General features: G+C 41.5%; 14 protein-coding genes. 3 read left to right on the plus strand and 11 right to left on the minus strand.

The annotated features are described in order from the left end of the window. The first annotated feature begins 464 nt into the window (after positions 1-464). On the plus strand, positions 465-1,310 hold the full coding sequence (locus KIH41_RS02545; protein ID WP_214161415.1) for a hypothetical protein: 846 nt from the start codon (positions 465-467) through the stop codon (positions 1,308-1,310). Between the two features lie 505 nt (positions 1,311-1,815). Here KIH41_RS02545 and KIH41_RS02550 read toward each other — a convergent pair. Both KIH41_RS02550 and KIH41_RS02555 read right to left on the minus strand, forming a co-directional pair. Next, positions 1,816-3,447: a YecA family protein gene (locus KIH41_RS02550; protein ID WP_214161416.1), complete on the minus strand. Its 1,632-nt coding sequence runs from the start codon at positions 3,445-3,447 to the stop codon at positions 1,816-1,818. 195 nt (positions 3,448-3,642) lie between these two features. Further along, positions 3,643-5,040: a KAP family P-loop NTPase fold protein gene (locus KIH41_RS02555; RefSeq protein WP_214161417.1), complete on the minus strand. Its 1,398-nt coding sequence runs from the start codon at positions 5,038-5,040 to the stop codon at positions 3,643-3,645. A gap of 472 nt (positions 5,041-5,512) precedes the next feature. Here KIH41_RS02555 and KIH41_RS02560 point away from each other — a divergent pair, with 472 nt between their 5' ends. Next, entirely contained in the window at positions 5,513-8,041 is a 2,529-nt protein-coding gene (locus tag KIH41_RS02560) for a DUF4268 domain-containing protein (RefSeq protein ID WP_214161418.1), read from the plus strand. Positions 8,042-8,418: 377 nt separating this feature from the next. Here the strand turns inward: KIH41_RS02560 and KIH41_RS02565 are convergent, their stop codons facing one another. From KIH41_RS02565 to KIH41_RS02605, 9 genes are all read right to left on the minus strand, one after another. After that, a complete protein-coding gene (locus tag KIH41_RS02565) occupies positions 8,419-8,670 on the minus strand; it encodes a hypothetical protein (RefSeq protein WP_214161419.1) in 252 nt (83 codons plus the stop codon). A 47-nt stretch (positions 8,671-8,717) separates the two neighbouring features. Further along, a complete protein-coding gene (mnmE, locus tag KIH41_RS02570) occupies positions 8,718-10,100 on the minus strand; it encodes a tRNA uridine-5-carboxymethylaminomethyl(34) synthesis GTPase MnmE (protein WP_214161420.1) in 1,383 nt (460 codons plus the stop codon). Between the two features lie 3 nt (positions 10,101-10,103). Beyond that, positions 10,104-10,553 carry a thioredoxin family protein gene (locus tag KIH41_RS02575; protein ID WP_213946656.1) on the minus strand — a complete coding sequence of 150 codons (450 nt, stop codon included), beginning with the start codon at positions 10,551-10,553 and terminating at the stop codon, positions 10,104-10,106. A gap of 65 nt (positions 10,554-10,618) precedes the next feature. Continuing rightward, positions 10,619-11,515, minus strand: a complete 897-nt coding sequence (locus KIH41_RS02580) for a metal ABC transporter permease (RefSeq protein WP_213946638.1) — start codon at positions 11,513-11,515, stop codon at positions 10,619-10,621. Further along, positions 11,505-12,794: a metal ABC transporter permease gene (locus tag KIH41_RS02585; protein ID WP_214161421.1), complete on the minus strand. Its 1,290-nt coding sequence runs from the start codon at positions 12,792-12,794 to the stop codon at positions 11,505-11,507. The genes KIH41_RS02580 and KIH41_RS02585 overlap by 11 nt, the downstream gene beginning before the upstream one ends. A 1-nt stretch (position 12,795) precedes the next feature. Further along, positions 12,796-13,584, minus strand: a complete 789-nt coding sequence (locus KIH41_RS02590; RefSeq protein ID WP_213946636.1) for a metal ABC transporter ATP-binding protein — start codon at positions 13,582-13,584, stop codon at positions 12,796-12,798. Position 13,585: 1 nt separating this feature from the next. Next, on the minus strand, positions 13,586-14,500 hold the full coding sequence (locus tag KIH41_RS02595) for a metal ABC transporter solute-binding protein, Zn/Mn family (protein WP_214161422.1): 915 nt from the start codon (positions 14,498-14,500) through the stop codon (positions 13,586-13,588). 261 nt (positions 14,501-14,761) lie between these two features. Continuing rightward, complete coding sequence (locus KIH41_RS02600; RefSeq protein ID WP_213946634.1) at positions 14,762-15,427, minus strand: metal-dependent transcriptional regulator; 666 nt, start codon at positions 15,425-15,427, stop codon at positions 14,762-14,764. 303 nt (positions 15,428-15,730) lie between these two features. Then, positions 15,731-16,594, minus strand: coding sequence for a glycosyltransferase family protein (locus tag KIH41_RS02605; protein WP_214161423.1), 864 nt, complete (start codon positions 16,592-16,594; stop codon positions 15,731-15,733). A gap of 287 nt (positions 16,595-16,881) precedes the next feature. On the opposite strand from KIH41_RS02605, the gene KIH41_RS02610 reads away from it, so the two are divergent. Next, positions 16,882-17,694, plus strand: coding sequence for a 2,3,4,5-tetrahydropyridine-2,6-dicarboxylate N-succinyltransferase (locus tag KIH41_RS02610; protein ID WP_213946632.1), 813 nt, complete (start codon positions 16,882-16,884; stop codon positions 17,692-17,694). Positions 17,695-17,707: the final 13 nt, after the last annotated feature.

Here is a 17,707-nt window from a genome sequence, read left to right on the forward strand (position 1 = left end):
ACAGCTTAGAGTTGTGGTACTAGAAAAATACAATGGATTCTTGGATTTTAGCCAAACACTGACGAACCTATGGGAGACCTTTGGGACATCCATGGGACACGCATGGATTGTAGATGGATTATTGCTGCTGTAAACCTGGGAGAGGGGTGGGAGTCAGACACTCCAGACTCACGGCGCACAAGTCAGAGACTTGGCACAACAGAGACTTGGCACATCGGAACAACCGGGCATTCGCGCAACTGTAGTTGCATGAAAAGAGCCCAAATCACCGTCCGAATATTACCTGTTTTTTCCTAAGATTCCGAAGATTCCATATATTCCACGGTCATTTGGTAGGTAAATTAAACCGTTGTTAATTAGGGGGTTGAATAGCTATGCTGCGGGTTTACCATGCGTTAAACACGCGATAAACACGGGATAAAGGCCGTTCGATTTTATAACAGTATCCACTAAAAACCCACTTAATGATGGCTAGAGTAAAAAGTATAATATCCTTTGAGGGCAGTCTATTTGATACGACCTTTTACCAAATGAACGGGAAAAGCTATGCACGGCAAAAAAAGCAATCCAATAAAAAGGATTTCCTGAGTAAGGACAGCTATAAAGGCAGTAGACGGTCCTGTTCGGAATTTGGAAGTGCAAGTTCCTTCGGCGGGGCCTTCAGAAGAGTGCTATACCCGATGATCAGCACGATCAATACAGGCTATTTTTCTTCCAGGCTCACTGCTCTTTTTAGGAAAGTGCTGAAGGGAGACATGAAAAGTGATTTGGGCGAGCGGAAAGTTTTGGAAGGAGACCTTACCTTACTGAAAGGGTTGGAAGTATCTACTATAGACAAAGTTTCCTTACTATTGATAGGGCAGGTAAAAGCTACAATTGATCCGGCTTTACACAAGGTTTTATTTGATTTTTCTGCAGTAAAAAGATTAAACCGAAATGCCTTTCCTGCTGGGGCCACCCATTATAGGATTGTACCTGGTGTGGTAATGGTGGGTGAAAACCCCAAGAAATCAGGGCAGCTTATAAATCCAGAGTTTACCGAAAATAAATTTAAGGAAATCGGCAACCCTGAAAGGGAGATAAACCGTATAATTCCTTTCAGGCAAAATTACTCTAATATGCTGTGCTGCCCTGTTTTAGGGATTTACTTTTACCAGCAGATTAACGGGGAGTTTTACGAACTGAAAACCGGTGCCGCTTTACAAGTGGTGGCTTCCGAAAGACTTTTAAGGCCAGATCTTCCCAGCGATGTTGGCCGGAACTGGAAGGACTGGATAAAGGGCTTAGCCTCTGGGATCCTGAAAGGCTAACCGCCCCTCGGTCCTCCCCCGTATCAGTTACGGATCACTTACGGATCACTTACGGATCAGTAACGGATATTACCTAAAATTGACTAGGAACTCGGCCGTAGGAGCTTGGAAAGCTTGAGATTGGGTGATTTTCGATGGGGCCTTCCGTAGATTTTCTTGGACTAGTTATATAATCAATGATTAGTTAGCCACAAAGGCTCAAAGGCGCGAAGAAAGGATTGCCATTAAGGTGCGAAGAAAGGATTGCCACTAAGTCGAGGAGATCAATGGTCACGGAGTCGCACAGAGTATTGCACAGCCTGTCCCGAGCAGTGGAGCGAATCGGGAGAGTTTCACAAAGTTCAATTGAAATGGGGCTAAGGGGAAGGAAACGTCTCGGGAAGACCCGTATCCCGAAAGCTTCGGGAGTGGTGTGAAACTTGTGTGCCGTGCCGTGGACGCACTCCCGCAGATAAAGCGGGACAAGCTGTAGGCTTATGGCTCACGGCCGTCTATTCAATTAGCCCTAGTTATTTCTTCCATGACACTTTTTGTATTTTATTCCACTACCGCAAGGACAAGGTTCATTCCGTCCAATTTTCTTTCGTAGGTTTTCTTGGACTTTTTTAACTCCAGAAATTTCTCCATAATAGTCATCGTCAAAAAATTGAGCCCATGTATTGTCGAGTGCAACCATATCAGAATTGGGGTATTTCTGAAGTCCTTTTTTTAAGTGAAAACATAAAAACCCTAATTCATTATCAGCTTTAAAATATTTACTGTATTTTATTCTTCTTTCTATATAGTCAATAAATTTTTTAGCAGTATTTAAATATTTAGCGACTACTTCTAAATCAAAAATATTCAAAGCGACTGGGAACTCTTCATATTCCTTTCCTAAAAGGATATGAGTTTGGTGAGCTAATGATGGATAATCATCCAAGACTATTGTCACAACGTAGCACTTTTGGATGATTAAATCAAAATGATAATCAGGATTGTCTTTTAATTCAAAAATAAAGTCATTTGGATTTCTCAAACATTTTGATGCCTTTAAACCTTGCTCATATGCATCTTTAACGGCCTTTTTGAAATCATTTTGTATTGAATCTAGATTTCCTTTTTTTGATAAAGCTGTTAACTTTTTAGATTTAACTTGAAATATTATTGCTTTTTCGTTTAAGAATGCTAGAATATCAATGTCTGTGACCATTGTACTTTTGGTCTTTTTAATTATGATATTCTTTAGAGAATTCGATTTACCGAATACCTTTTCAATTATATTTAGTGTGATTTTTTCCGCAATTTCGCCTCTATTGTATAATGCTTTTGAGGAATACTTCTTGTCAAGATTCATCCAATAGAATGGTGATTCATAAATTGCTTCTGATAAATCAAAAGGAACTGGAATAAATAAATTTCCGTTTGGCAATTTAATTATAGGTTTTTCTGAGAGTATATTAAAATCACCTATATCCGAGAAATTTTGATTTTGAGGCTCTGTTAAATCAAGTGTAAAATTTTCGAGGATTCCTAAAAAATCTTTATTATTTTTGATAATGTCTTCAGTTGTTAAAGTAAAGACATCTAGTAATTTAGATTTATAGGATTCTTCAGAATCGAATTCTAGTTGATTTAATTTAGATTGTTGGAGAGTTTTTATTGAATGATAAAAATCGGCTAAAATGTCGAGGTTTATAGACCTCTCTTTTTGTAGCCATTCTTTATCATATTTATATTTTTCTGAAACCCACTTGGTATATTGATAATCGTAGGCGCCAGTTCCAGAATAAAACATTGTTTCTTGAAAAAACAAACCATTGTTAAAAAAGTCAAAAGGACTTTCAGGTGGGTTTTCTATAATATTCGAAATATCAGGTATAAATGTGTAATGAAGTTGCTCCATTAACTTATAAACTTCTTCGAATATTTTTATTTCATCATCATAGTTATAAGCATTGTTCGGATCCCAATTTCTTATCCATAATCCCATAAGAAATCTAATCTCATTGTTATTGAAATGTTCTTGAACGTTTTTCGAAGAGAGCTCATTGAGAGTTCCGCAAAAATCTCTTAATACCATTGCCGAAAGAACATATATAAAATTAAAATTCGAAGTTATTTGGTTAAGTCTTTTTATAATTTGCTCTTTACTCATTCAATTAAATGTTATTTTTTAATAATTAGGGCTAACGGTTTCGGGCTTTGCGTTCGGGCGGGTTTCGGAGCGCAAAGTTTCAATTTATTATTAAAGTTCAATAGAAGTACAAACCTCCAAGTTTGCACAGCCTGCCTCGATTTTTCTTCGGTGTAACTCCGCCTGACGCAAAACACGTGTTAGCAGCTGGCATATTTAGTTTATTTTTATATCGTCCAATAAGTTTAATTTGTTCAGCAAATATGAAAGTTTCAAGTCTGAATAATTGTAATTAATACTATCACTTGTCAACATTGTCAAAAGTAAATCATTGTCAATTTTTGATTCTACTTTCAAAATGTACTTATTCTCAGTAGTACTTCTTACTAATAAGTCGGAACCTCTCCGATATTCCGACTTATAATTGTCGTAGAACTTTAATAAGTATGCTTCAATTTCTGCAAATAGTCGTTTTGTGTCATCGGTAATAAATGATTTAACCGTTTGATAAAATTCCTCTTGAACCTCTTTTATAGTTAATGATTTTGATGATAAGCTCAGACAATAATTTGGATTGATATTCCTTATGTATGCAAGGAAAACGAAAATGGTTGGAAGTAAATAATTATTATGATTAAGAGTTCGCAGTGCTAGTCTAGTATGTGCAAATATCTTTTCCTGTTGACGTAAAGTGAGGCTATTTATTAAAATTTTACTTGTAGCTATAAAATTTTCTCTGTCATACTGAAGTTCAGGATATTTGTTTCTTTCTGCGGACCTAAAAAAGCTATCATAGTCAAAGTAATCGTACAGGTAGTAAATGAATTTTTCTTTGTCAGGGTCAGGTACAGAATATTCAATATCAATAAATCGTCTTAAATATTCATTTGTGTCAATCTTTTCAGAACCGTAGACCCCACAAATTGCATTTCCTAATTGTGTCTTGTCAATTGATAAAACAAATACAATATTAGGGACAGAAAAAAAATGTTTTATCTGTTCAAGTAATAAAACGGCATAATTGGGTCTACACCTATCAAGCTCGTCAATTATGAAAATCAGCGGCTTGCCATTTGATTCATTCGCAACATATTCAGATAGACTTTTTTTAAATTCAGAAATTGATTCTTTTCGTTTAGAGTATTCCTTAATGTCGTCTTCATAAATTTCTAAAAAGCTCTTTGAGGTATCTGATATACCTTCTACTAAGGTTTCTGAATCAATATACTTATTGAGAAAGGCTTTCAGTACAGCTGGTGCAACATTTTTTGAAATCAATGCTGCATTTTTTACAACTTTATTAAACTTGTCTTTACCCTTTTTATTAATAATTTGAAGTTCTCCAACAAATGCAGTTAATGGATTATCCTCAAAGTCGTTTTCCCACGCATTAAAATAAATTGTCTTGAAGTCATTATTTATCAACATTTGCTCCCACATCTTGACAAATGTCGTTTTTCCTGTACCCCATTTATTGTTTATTGCTAATACAAATCCGTCTGGATAATTCTCTATAACACTTGTCAAAGTTCTTGCATACTTTTCTCTATCAAGTTTGCAATTTGCAAATGGAGTTTCCTTTGGAATTTCTAAGTCGTGGTGTCTAAATGCCATAATGTTGGTAAATGCTTGCTGCTAACATGTTTAAAACCATTACCCCAGTGGCGCCAATCCACCCAAATTTGGGTGGCTAAGCCTCATATTAATGGGATTCTTATCAGGGTTTAATAATACTAAAGATTTCTTAGACATTAACAAAGAATGAAGGTTTTCCTCTCCCCAAAAGCTTACACCCCATACCCCGATCACGGTATTTTTACGTGATTTCTCCCCTAAAATTGCTTTTCACCCCAAAATCTAGCAAATTGAAGCCTTAAACTTTTAAGTACCGACTTCCCATGAACCAGAAGATTTTACGGCCACGACAGGCGCTCAATAAGGTATATCTCAAAAGTAATACCTGCAAGAAAGGATGTTGAAGCTCCCAAGTCCAACCTGATCAAGCTCATTGATTAGATTAATGAGTCTGAATCTGAGGGGTTGTAGTACAGATGTAACCGTAACTGTTTAATTAAAATAAAGTGTAATGAAAGCCAACGAACTTCAAATCAACAATTTTTTACAAGCTCCCAATGTCCAATTTGTAATTCCAGTTTACCAACGGAATTACGATTGGACTAATACTGAATGCAGACAATTATTTAATGATATTATTGCTGTCGAAAAAGAGAAGCGAGGAACCCACTTTATTGGTAGCATCGTATTTATTCATGAGGGAATCTTCACAACCTCAGAGGTGAAAGAACTCGTCATTATTGACGGTCAGCAAAGGCTCACAACCATTAATATCCTTTATGTTGCTCTTTACCGGTTTTCAAAAGACCATGGAAAGACTCAGGATGCGGACCGCATTTATAATATGTTTTTGACCAATCAATATGTGCAAAGTGAATCGAGTAAGCTTAAGCTAAAACAAACCGATTCTAATTCTACCGCTTTTAGATCTATTTTGTTTGGTAATGAAAAAGGATATACGGAATATTCTAATATGATTGAAAATTTCAATCTTTTTTTAGGTCTTATTAGTACAGATAACTTTGAAGTAATCCTCAATGGCTTAAACCGTTTGATTTTTGTTGAAATTTCCTTGGAGAGGGATAAAGATGACCCGCAAAGGATTTTTGAAAGCTTAAATTCCACAGGACTCGACTTATCCCAGTCTGACCTGATTAGGAATTACATATTAATGGACCTTCCGCCAAAAGATCAGGAAAAGATATTTGATGTCATTTGGAGTCCCATTGAGGAGAATGCCAAAAACTTAACTAAAAAAACATCCTTGGTTTCTGATTTTATCAGAGATTACCTGACACTAAAGACTAAAAAGATTCCAAACAAAAACAAAGTATATGAAGAGTTTAAAAAGCTTTATTCAAGTAAAAAAGACGAATCGTATCACCAGGAGTTAGAAAATATTAAGTCTTTATCATTTCATTATAAAAAGTTTGTTAACCCCAGCTCTGTTCCTGACCAAAAAATTAAGCGCCAATTAGAATATATCAATAGGTTGGAAATCAATGTAGCCTATCCATTTTTGCTCCAGGTTTTTGAGGACGCGGAAAACGGAATGGTTTCCCATGAGGACCTTGTTAAAATTCTTCAATTGATCCAAAGTTACGCATGGAGAAGGTTTATTGTAGGCCTTCCTACAAATGCTTTAAATAAAATATTTATGACCCTTTATTCGGAAGTAGATATTGAAGATTATTATGAGTCGATTGCCTATGCGCTGGCTAGGAAGAAAGGATCTGCGAAGTTTCCGACTAATGAAGAAATAAAAATAGCACTTAAAGACAAGGATCTTTATAATATCCAGCCAAAAAACAGAAGTTATTTATTCGAATTGCTGGAAAACTTTCAAAACAAGGAATATGTGGATACATCTTTCGAAGGAATTACCATTGAGCACATTTTTCCAAGAAATCCTCATGAGGAATGGGAAAATGAACTCGAAACACAAGACTTCTTTGACTTTAAGGAAAAATATTTAAATACAATTGCCAATCTAACCTTGTCAGGAAATAATGGACATTTAGGAAATAAGACTTTCATTCAGAAGAAGTTGATGAATCAAAATGGTCGGGAGCAAGGATATGAATTTAGTAGGCTTTGGTTAAACTCTTATCTTCAAGATATTGAAAAATGGGACAGAACAGCATATGAAACTCGTCTTAATATCATTTATGAGAGATTTTTGAAAATATGGAAGTTTCCCGACATCCAAGAAATTGAAAAAGACGAGGCAGAAGAGCAGAATATCTTTGATGCTGATCAGCCTACTTATAAGAAATTGGAGTATTTTATCTTTGAAGATACCAAAGTAGAGGAGGAAGCTGTGGCCCAAATGTACTTCTTCGTTATTAGAAGATTATATGAAAAAAACTCAGAACTATTATTAAACAATCAGGAAACACTAAAGATTACAAGAAATAGTTCAGATTTTAGGGCCGCTCAAGAAGTGACCAATGGTTGGTTTGTTGAGTCCAATACTGATAGCAATTCAAAATTCAATGTACTAAAAAGACTTCTCAAACTTTTTGAAATGGAGGATGAACTCTTAATAAAATATCAAACGGGTTTGGTTAACAACGGTGAACCAAGTCGATATTCAATAAGAAGAAAATACTGGAATCAATTATTGCCCAAACTCAAGAACACCACTTTGTTTACTAATGTTAGTGCCTCAAAAGACCATTGGTTAAGCACTGGTGCTGGTTTGACAGGTGTGGCTTATACCTTAGTAATAACAAAATCTTGTGTAAGGATTGAATTAAGCATCACCACTTCAAGCAAAGAGGTGAATAAAAATTATTTTCATAAAATCAGGAAAAATCAAGCACAAATAGACGAAGCTTTTGGGGAAGGAATTGTCTGGGAAGAATTGCCAGGAAGCAAAATGAGTAGAATCAAAGTGGAGCGCAATAGTATAAACCTTTTTAATGAAGATGACTGGGGCACCATGAACGATTTTTTTATTCAGACCTTACCAAAGTTTCATGACGTTTTTGATAGGTTTGTAAAGGAGTTAAAAGGGCAACTTGGTTTTAGGTTATAGCTTTGATAATATTTCTTGAATTATTAAAGTGGATTGTAAAATTTAGGCATTTAGAATTTAAGATGTTATTATTAATTAGCATCGGAAAAAATAATCTTTCCGATTTACTCAGCTAATTAGACAAAGGTCAGGCTAAGGGACAAGAATGTCTTATATTCTAAAAGTGCCAAAGACAGGCAATGGGGTTTGGGAGTCGGAGATTCCTCACTTAGCCTGCACAAGTTAAAGACTTGTCACAATGGAACGTGAGCCTTGATAGAATGGAAAGGTACAATGGATTCTTTGATGTAGTCAAATACTATAAGCTGCCTGTTTCCAGTTTTTTTTGTGCTTTTGTATATCTTTTATGGCCGTATTGGTAAAAGTTACCTCGAAACTCACAGGCCCAGCAATTTTTTGCGTTCTTCTTTGGTCAGTTTTACAGTTTTTCCCTCCTTTGCCTCTTTAATTCCTTCGAGTATACTTTTGATGTTGTTTGGATTCTCAAAATATGGGTCCCCGCTAGGAGAGGGGTTTTCGTCATTGGCCAACTTCCATTCCTTAAATGAAGCATTGTGTTTGCGGGCAAGTTCTCTAAACTTATCCAATATTTCACTGTTATCTGTTTCTATTTCAAATAGTTGTTTCATTGTAAATTTAGTCTATACTTCTTTAACGATGCAAATATTAAAGTGGGTTACTTCCCGATGCAGAACTTACTAAATATATTCGCCAACAAATCATCCGTCGTTATCTCACCGGTGATCTCACCAAGGTAATGCAGCGATCTTCTGATGTCCATGGCGAGGAAGTCGTTGGTGATTTGGATGTCCAGGCCGTTTAATACATCCAACAGGGACTGCCGGGTTTTGACTAGGGAGTCGTAGTGGCGGATGTTGGTCACGATGGTGTTGCCGGTCCTGAACTTGTCGAGGTTGACCAGTTCGAGGATACGGCTGCGGAGGTCATCGAGGTTTTCTTTTTGGCCTGCAGAGATGAAAAGGCTGTCTGGATGCTTTTCTTTTAAGTCGTTGATTAATTGGGGGTTGGCTTTGTCTATCTTGTTTCCTACTTTAAGAAAAGGTACGCCGAGATTCTCCAATTTGTTGACGTCACGGTTGATTTCGACCATGTCGGTGTCGGTGAGGTCAAAAAGATAGAGGATCAGGCTGGCGGTTTTCATTTTTTCCTGGGTTCTGCTTACCCCGATGGCTTCGATTGTGTCGGTGGTTTCCCGCAATCCGGCCGTATCGATAAACCTGAAGATCACCCCTCCGATATTGATTTCATCTTCGATAAAATCCCGGGTGGTGCCCGCAATTTCGGAGACTATGGCTTTTTCCTCATTGAGCAATGCGTTCAAAAGGGTGGATTTTCCGGCATTTGGCTTGCCCGCAATGACTGTGGGAACACCGTTTTTGATGACATTTCCTAGGTCAAAACTGGCGATCAACTTCTCGATTACGCGCAGCAATTTCTCTATCAAAACCCTCAAATCGTCCCTGCTGGCAAATTCCACGTCCTCTTCCACGAAGTCGAGCTCAAGCTCGATCATGGAGGCGAAGTGTATCAATTGGTTTCTCAACTGTTGTATTTCCCCGCTGAAACCGCCTCTCATTTGATTAAGTGCAGCTTGGTGGGATGCTTCGGAGTCGGAGTGGATCAGGTCGGCCACGGCCTCTGCCTGGGCAAGGTCAAACTGCCCGTTTAGGAAAGCCCGCTGGGTGAATTCTCCGGGCTTGGCAGGCCGGGCACCTTTGCGGATGAAAAGCTTGATGACCTGGTTGATGATATAGGATGACCCATGCGTGGAAATCTCCACCACGTTTTCTTTAGTGAAACTTTTAGGAGCAATGAAGAGTGAAACCAAAACCTCATCTATGATTTTTTCCCCATCCCTAATGGTTCCAAAATGTATGGTATGGGATTCCTGCTTTTCCAGGTTTTTTCCCTTAAAAACACTGTTGCATAAGGAGATGGCCTCTGGCCCGGAAAGCCGGATTACGGCAATGGCACCTACACCCTGGGGGGTGGCAAGGGCAATTATGGTGTCATTCTTTTCGCTTAAATTAAAGCTCATGCTTTAAGGGTTGAATTGTTGAAGTACTGCTTGAAGTGTCTCTAGAAAATTGTCTGCCTCTCTGTAACCTGGCATTTGGGTGATGTTCTCCATCGCGGCATCCATGATGATGAAATTGGGGTAGGAGCTGACGCGCATGGCCCGTGACATGGTCTGCTCAGTATACTCATGTCCCCTGAAATTGAACTTCCGCTTGTTGTCTTCGGCGTTCATTTTTACAGGATAAAAATTCTCGTTTACATAACGGACCACCGCCGGATCGGTAAATGTTCCTTTGTCCATTTTCTTGCACCAGCCGCACCAATCGGTATAAACGTCCACTAAGACCATCTTGGGAGCCTTTTGGTTTTTTTCGGCAGCCTCTTCGAAAGTCAGCCATTTTATTTCCCCCTGGGCCTGGGCGGAAAATACCATCGCCACTAGAAGGCTTATCGTAAGTAGTACTTTTTGCATCATAACTTATTTGGGTCCACGGTCCACTGTGAGCTGTGGACATTCAAAAATAATAAATAAAAACTTCATCTCTTTAGTTCCGCCGGCATGATGATCCCTTTTCCAATGCTTCTTTTTTGGATGGTCACATAGAGGATGGCGGCCAAAAGGAACAGGCCGGAAACACTTGCCATGGCGCCAGCGATGGAGCCATCTATAAAGTAGGCCAGGTAATATCCCACCAACGAAGTTAGGAACCCGATCAATATAGTCAAAAGCAGCATGGGCTTCAATTTTTTGGTGAGGATGTAGGCAGTCGCGGGAGGGACTACCAAAAGGGCCAAAACCAAAATGGCACCCACAGCCTCAAAGGAACTTACCGTGGTGTAAGACACCATGCCCATCAAACTCAGGTTGATGAATCCGGTGGAAAATCCGATGGTTTGAGCAAACTGCTTGTCGAAGGAAGTCAGTTTTAATTCTTTATACATAAACCCAACATACAGAAGCACCAATATCACGTTGATCACAGCGATCCATAATACCCTTGGGCCAAGGATGGTGTTGTTTTCGGTTACGATCAGGTCTAGGGGGATGTAGGCAATTTCGCCATAAAGCACACAATCCTGGTCCAGGTCAATCTGCCCGGCAAATACGGTAATCAGAATAATCCCGATGGCAAACAGCCAGGTAAACGTGACACCGATGGAAGCATCGTTTTGGAGTTTGACCTTTGTGCTCAGGTAGTCGATGATGATGGTGGCCAGAATTCCCAGCAAGCCCGCCCCAATGATAATGGCTATTCCTTCCCTTTGACCGGAAAAGAAGAATGCCAAAACAATCCCGGGCAGTACCGCATGGGAAATGGCGTCGCCAATCATGGCCATGTTGCGCAAAATCAGGAAGGACCCGAGAAGTCCGCAGGAAATGGCGATCAGGGTTCCGGTGAGGATGATCAAAAATGCGTTTGGATCAAAGGTCATGGTCTCTGGGGATTTTGGAGTGATGTGGATCCTGGGTTGGATAATCCAAAGAGGCATCCAGTTTGGCTTCGAGCTCGGGAGTGAGCAGGTGTTCCATTTTCTCGGCCATGTCATGGACATGGTCAGGGGCCAGGTTGAGGTATTGGGCAAGGTAAAGTTCCCAAAGCCTGTGAAGCCTTACCACTCTTTTGGCCTCCACCAATCCGGTAGGGGTGAGCAGGAGGTGGTTGGATTTTTCCTCGATTTGGCCTTCCTTTTTCAATTTGGAGATAAAGCGCTTGGTTTCCTTTTCCTTTCCGGGAAACAATTCCAAAATATCGGCTTTGCCCAAGGGGGCGGCATTTCTCTCCCTTACCTGATAAAGTGATTTCAAGAGGTGGTCTCTATGGATTTTTTGCTGGTAATTTCTCTGGTTGTACCATTTGGAAAGAATGCCTTTTTTCCCTGCAAAGAAAAAAGAGGCAAACGCTATAAAGGAAATCGCCATCACCACCCATGGCCCGGTGGGCATATGGGGCACGGCAAAGGAAATGTAGGCACCGGCTATCCCGGAGAGCACGGCAAAAATCACGGCTAGCAGCAGAATGATTTTCAGCCTGTCGGACCAAAATCGAGCCGCTGCCGGAGGGGTGATCAAAAGGGCTGCCATCAGAACCACGCCAATTGCCTGAATTCCAGTGACAACGGCCATTACTAGTAAAGTATTGAACAGTAGTTTAAGTCTTTTGACCGGGAGTCCAACGCTTTGGGCGTAGCCAGGATTGAAAATGATGAGCTTGAACTCCTTGTAAAACACCAAAAGGCAGACGATAACCAGTAGAGCCAGAATGCCATAAACCATCAGATCTTCATAGACAATGGAAATGGCGTTGCCAAAGAGGAAATGGTCGAGTCCGGACAAGGCGGCGTCCCCGGTTTGTTGAAGCTGGGTAAAGAGCAGGATGCCTATTCCAAAAAAGACGGAAAGGACGGCAGCAATCACGGTGTCCTCCTTCAGTTTGGTCGATCGGCTGATCCATTCTATGGCGTATGTGGAAACCGCTCCAGTAATAAACGCTCCAAGGACAATCCAGTAGGGGTTTTTGCTGCCGGCAAACATGAAGGCTAGGCAGACTCCCGGAAGCACGGCATGGGAAATGGCATCTCCCAGCAAAGCTTTCTTATCCAAAAACGTAAAGGTGCCCACCATGGCCGCGCTGATGGAGAGCAGCGTGATGCCGGCCACCACCATGGCTACATTGGGGTCCTGAAAGGAAAAGAAGTAAACAAAGTCTTCCATATCAGCTTTTCAATGGGTTAAACCCTTTCTGTTTGATCAATTGCGCTGCATCGGACAGCAGGCTGAGTTTGCCTCCGAAGGTTTTTTCCAGTAGTTCCTCGGTGAGCACCTTTTCGGTGGGGCCCGAAGCGACCAAATACATGTTGAGCATGATGATCCAGTCGAAGTATTTGGGGGCAGAATGGATGTCGTGATGAACCACAATCACGGTTTTCCCCTCAGCGGTCATGGCCTTGAGCAGGTCGACGATCATGTTTTCGGTACTGATATCCACCCCGGCAAAGGGTTCGTCCATAAAGTAGATTTCAGCCTGCTGGGCGAGGGCCCGGGCAATGAAGACCCGCTGCTGCTGGCCCCCCGAAAGTTCCGAGATCTGCCTGTCCCGGTATTTTTCCATGCCCACTTTTTTCAGACAGTCCAGTGCCAGGGCCTTTTCGGCCTTACCAGGGCGCTTGAATAGTCCGAGTTTGTGGTATGTTCCCATTTGAACAATGTCCAATGCCGAGGCAGGAAAATCCCAGTCCACAGATTCCCTTTGGGGGACGTAGCTGATTTTCTTTCTGACCTCATTTAACCCTTGGTCAAAGATCTTGATGAAGCCGTTATTGATTTCCAGCAATCCCATAATGGCCTTAATCAAAGAGGATTTACCGGCTCCGTTGGGACCGATGATGCCGGCCAGTGAGCCTTTGGGTAAAGTAAAATCTATATTCCACAATACCGGGTTTCGGCCATAACTCACCGTCAGGTCGTGCACTTCCAGTACTGGGTTTTCAACTTGCGTTATCATGCTATTTTAGGTTTTCTACGATCGTTACCATGTTGTACAGGAGCATGTCGGTATAGGTGCCGGCCGGTCCGTCCTTTTCTCCAAGGCTGTCGGTGTAAAGTGGACCGGCAAGTTTGACCTCCTGGCCCCGTCTTCGGCAGCCTTCCACTAAAGCTTTAACACCTCTCGGGGAAATGCTTTGTTCGGAAAATATGGCCTTGATCTGGTTATTTACAATGAAATTGACAAGCTTGGACACATCATTCAGTCCAGGCTCGGAAAGCGTGGAAAGCCCCTGCAGTCCGTGGACTTCCAGTCCATAGGCTCTTCCAAAATAGGCAAAAGCATCGTGAGCAGTCACCAGGATCCGCTTGTCCTGGGGCAGATCCTGAATCTTTTCCTGTAAGCTGGTGTGCAGTGAATCAAGTGTTTGGCTATATTCTAGCACGTTTGAGTCAATGTACTCAGACCATTCCGGCTTGGTTTCTTTTAGGTCGAGCGCAAGGTTTTCGATGGTCTCCTTCCATATCATGGGGTCAAACCAGATATGGGGATCGAATGCCCCTTCGAACTCCTCGTCTTCGAGCAATAGGGTGGGGGAGAGCCTGTTTTCGACCGAGACCACAGGATTGGTTCTGGAGAATTTTTTGAGTACCTCATTCATTTTCCCTTCCAGAAAGATGCCTTGGTAAATTACCAGGTCAGCATCAAAGAGCTTGTCCAGATCTCTTTGGCTGGCCTTGTAAAGGTGCGGATCCACACCAATGGCCATCAAGGACTGCACCTCCGCGCTATCCTTCACTATATGTCTAACTGCATCCGCCAGGATATTGGTAGTGGTGACGATGAGGAATTTCTCGTTCCTCTCGCGATCTACGGATTTACAGCCTAGAGCTAGGACTAGGATGATGAGGGCGGTGTGTTTAGAGAAGTTCATTTATTTTCATTCAGTATTCGTTGGTTATTGGGTACCACGTACCAGGTACCACGTACCAAGTATTTTGGCAATTGAGGTTTTATTAAGCCATCTGGCGCATCTAATATTACCATTGTCACTACCTCATTTTGTACCTCGGGCCTTATGTTTCATCTCATTCTTTCCCCGTTAAGCACTGCTGGCAAAATACTAGGCTAATTCTAAAATCGGCAGCCTTCATCTGTACTTTGTACTTGGTACTTGGTACTTTGTACTAAGAAATCACTGTTGCAAAACCAAAATATTCGCAGCGACATCCTTGGACATGAAAAGGGTTTTTTTGTTGTCCACCAAGATCTCCAGGGAGCCGTCAAATTCGACTTTGTCCAAAACTTTTATTCTGGCGCCAATGTAAGCACCCACTTTGTCGAGGTATCGGAGGAAGGCCGCGCTGCTGTCCTTCACCGCAACTATCTGACCACCGTCGTTCAGTTCCAGCTCATTTAGGGGTAGGCGAGGCCTTGCCTTAACATCCCCAAACTCATCCGGGATGGGGTCACCATGGGGGTCAAATTTGGGGTGGCCCAGAAATTCGTCCAGCCTTTGTATGAGAATAGGGCTCTTGATATGCTCTAATTCTTCTGCCACTTCGTGTACCTCATCCCATGCAAACCTTAGCTTTTCTACCAGGAAGACTTCCCAGAGGCGGTGCTTACGGATCACCTGTAGGGCATACTTTTTACCCTCTTCGGTGATGTTGACCCCATAGTATTTCCGATAGTCGATCACCTGTTTTTCCGACAGTTTTCTCAGCATGTCCGAGACGGAGGCGGGCTTGGTTTTCATCTCGGCAGAGATGTCGTTGGTGGATACGTTTTTCTTGCCTTCCTCGGAGAGGTGATAGACGGCCTTCAGGTAGTTTTCTTCAGCAGATGTAAGCTTGATCATATAGCCCAGTTTGTGGGGGTGTATAACATTGTTTAGGCAATACTAAAAAAATATTTCCATATAACCTAATCCGATTGTGGAAAACTCATTTTGGATTGTGAACTCGGGTTTTATAATAGCTAAATATAAATTTAGATATGGCTAAATAAATATGTAATATATTGATATAAAGTGAAATGTAATAAATAGGGAAATATCGGAATAGGGAAATAGGGGTGATGAGGGGGATTGGAGGGAGTTTCCGGTTAGGGCATATTGGTTTCTAAAAAGGGTGTAAAGTTGATAAGTGTGGACAAAGGGGTATTACCCTAGTAAGTTATCCACAAGGAGGATCCATTTGGTGGATTCCTGCGACCAGGTTACTTCAGTGGAAGGGGAGATTTTGTAGAAGGCGTGTGTGTGCAAATTTGAAAGAAAATCCGTGTTGGTGGGAGGGGTCAAAAAGTCCAATTCCAAGGCAGCCGAATAGGGTGCGGTAATGTCTTTCCAAAGGGGATTTGGAGCGTGGATTATTGGCTTGGAGAGGGCTAAAGATTCATAAAGTTTGGTTGGTATTTTATACCTAATGCTGGCAATCTGCTGATAGGGCATTAATACCAGGTCTGCCATACTGACAGTCTTCGTTATTTGTGGATAAGGTAGGGGTGTGGATGAGAGTTCATGGTGGATGTGGGGATGTCCTTCCACAAGTTCCAAAAGCCTGCGGCGAAAACTTTGCATCGGAACGTGACCCACAATTGAAAGGTTAAAATGAGGAGCTTCTTTGTTTAAAAGAATAAACCAATTGACTGCCTCTTCCACTCCATATATAGGCGTGAGTGTTCCCGAAATCACAAAAGTTAAAGGTCGATTTGGGGACAGCTGGAATGGTGAAACTTGAATGGGCTTGAGAGTTGTTTTGTTTTCCAGGATTGTGAAAGCATCTCTTAGATCCAATTCCTTTTGGTAGCATCTTTCCGCGAGCAGAAAATGGTCCACATATTTAAAGGCCCGTTTCTCTATATAGCTTACCGCTCTTGAGAGCAGTCTTCCCAGCCAGTTTGGTAGCGTTTGGTTGAATTTGATGTTAAGGGAGTAGTTTTCCTGTACATCATACACCAGTTTAAAGCCGAGCTTCTTTTTGAGGTATACCGCAGCCGGCAAAAGCTCGTATGTGGTCACTACCAATAGATCGGGTTTGTATTTTTTAACAAGATTAATAAACCTTAATGAAGCCGTAAGCCGTGTATAATGTAAACGGTGGTTCGCTTGGAGTGTCGAGAAAACTATATTTGGCTCTGTTGGTGTATTTTTTGCAAAAAATCCTATGATGTTTACATGGTATTTATTTGTTTCACGCAGAGATAGGGCAAGCTTATAAAAAGCCCGGGTGTCGTTGAGCGGTTTCAGGACTGACGCGATTATTACCTTCTTCATCTATAGCAAAATCAAACTTAGCGAATCTACCAAAATTTATGGAATTACAGACCATTATTGAGAAAGCCTGGGACAACCGGGAATTATTGAAAGAGAAAGACGTTATTATAGCGATAAAAACGGTCATAAGCGAATTGGATCAGGGGACCCTCAGGACAGCAGAGCCTACAGCTGACGGCTGGAAGGTGAACGACTGGGTTAAAAAGGCCGTCATCCTTTATTTTCCAATCCAGAAAATGGCAACGATCGAAGTGGGGCCCTTTGAGTTTCACGACAAGATGGCCCTTAAGTCCAACTATGCCAAGCAGGGTGTGCGGGTAGTCCCTCATGCGGTGGCGCGATACGGTGCCTACTTGGCCAAAGGTGTGGTGATGATGCCATCTTATGTGAACATTGGCGCCTATGTGGATAGCGGCACCATGGTGGATACCTGGGCTACCGTTGGTTCATGTGCGCAGATTGGCAAGGATGTCCATTTGAGTGGGGGAGTTGGCATTGGCGGCGTGTTGGAGCCAGTACAGGCTGCGCCGGTGATAATTGAAGACGGTGCCTTTATAGGTTCAAGAGCCATCATCGTAGAAGGTGTTAGAATTGGAAAAGAGGCCGTGATCGGGGCTGGGGTTACTTTGACCGCAAGTTCAAGAATCATCGATGTGACCGGAAGCGAGCCTAAAGAATATACCGGATACGTGCCTGAAAGATCCGTGGTGATCCCGGGTTCACGTACCAAAAAGTTTCCTGCAGGGGAGTATCAGGTCCCTTGTGCTTTGATCATTGGTCAAAGAAAAGCCTCTACGGATAAGAAGACGTCCCTAAATGAGGCACTGCGGGAAAATAACGTAGCAGTTTAATCAAATAAATAAT

This window comes from Litoribacter ruber (genome assembly GCF_018500185.1).
Lineage (GTDB): Bacteria > Bacteroidota > Bacteroidia > Cytophagales > Cyclobacteriaceae > Litoribacter > Litoribacter ruber.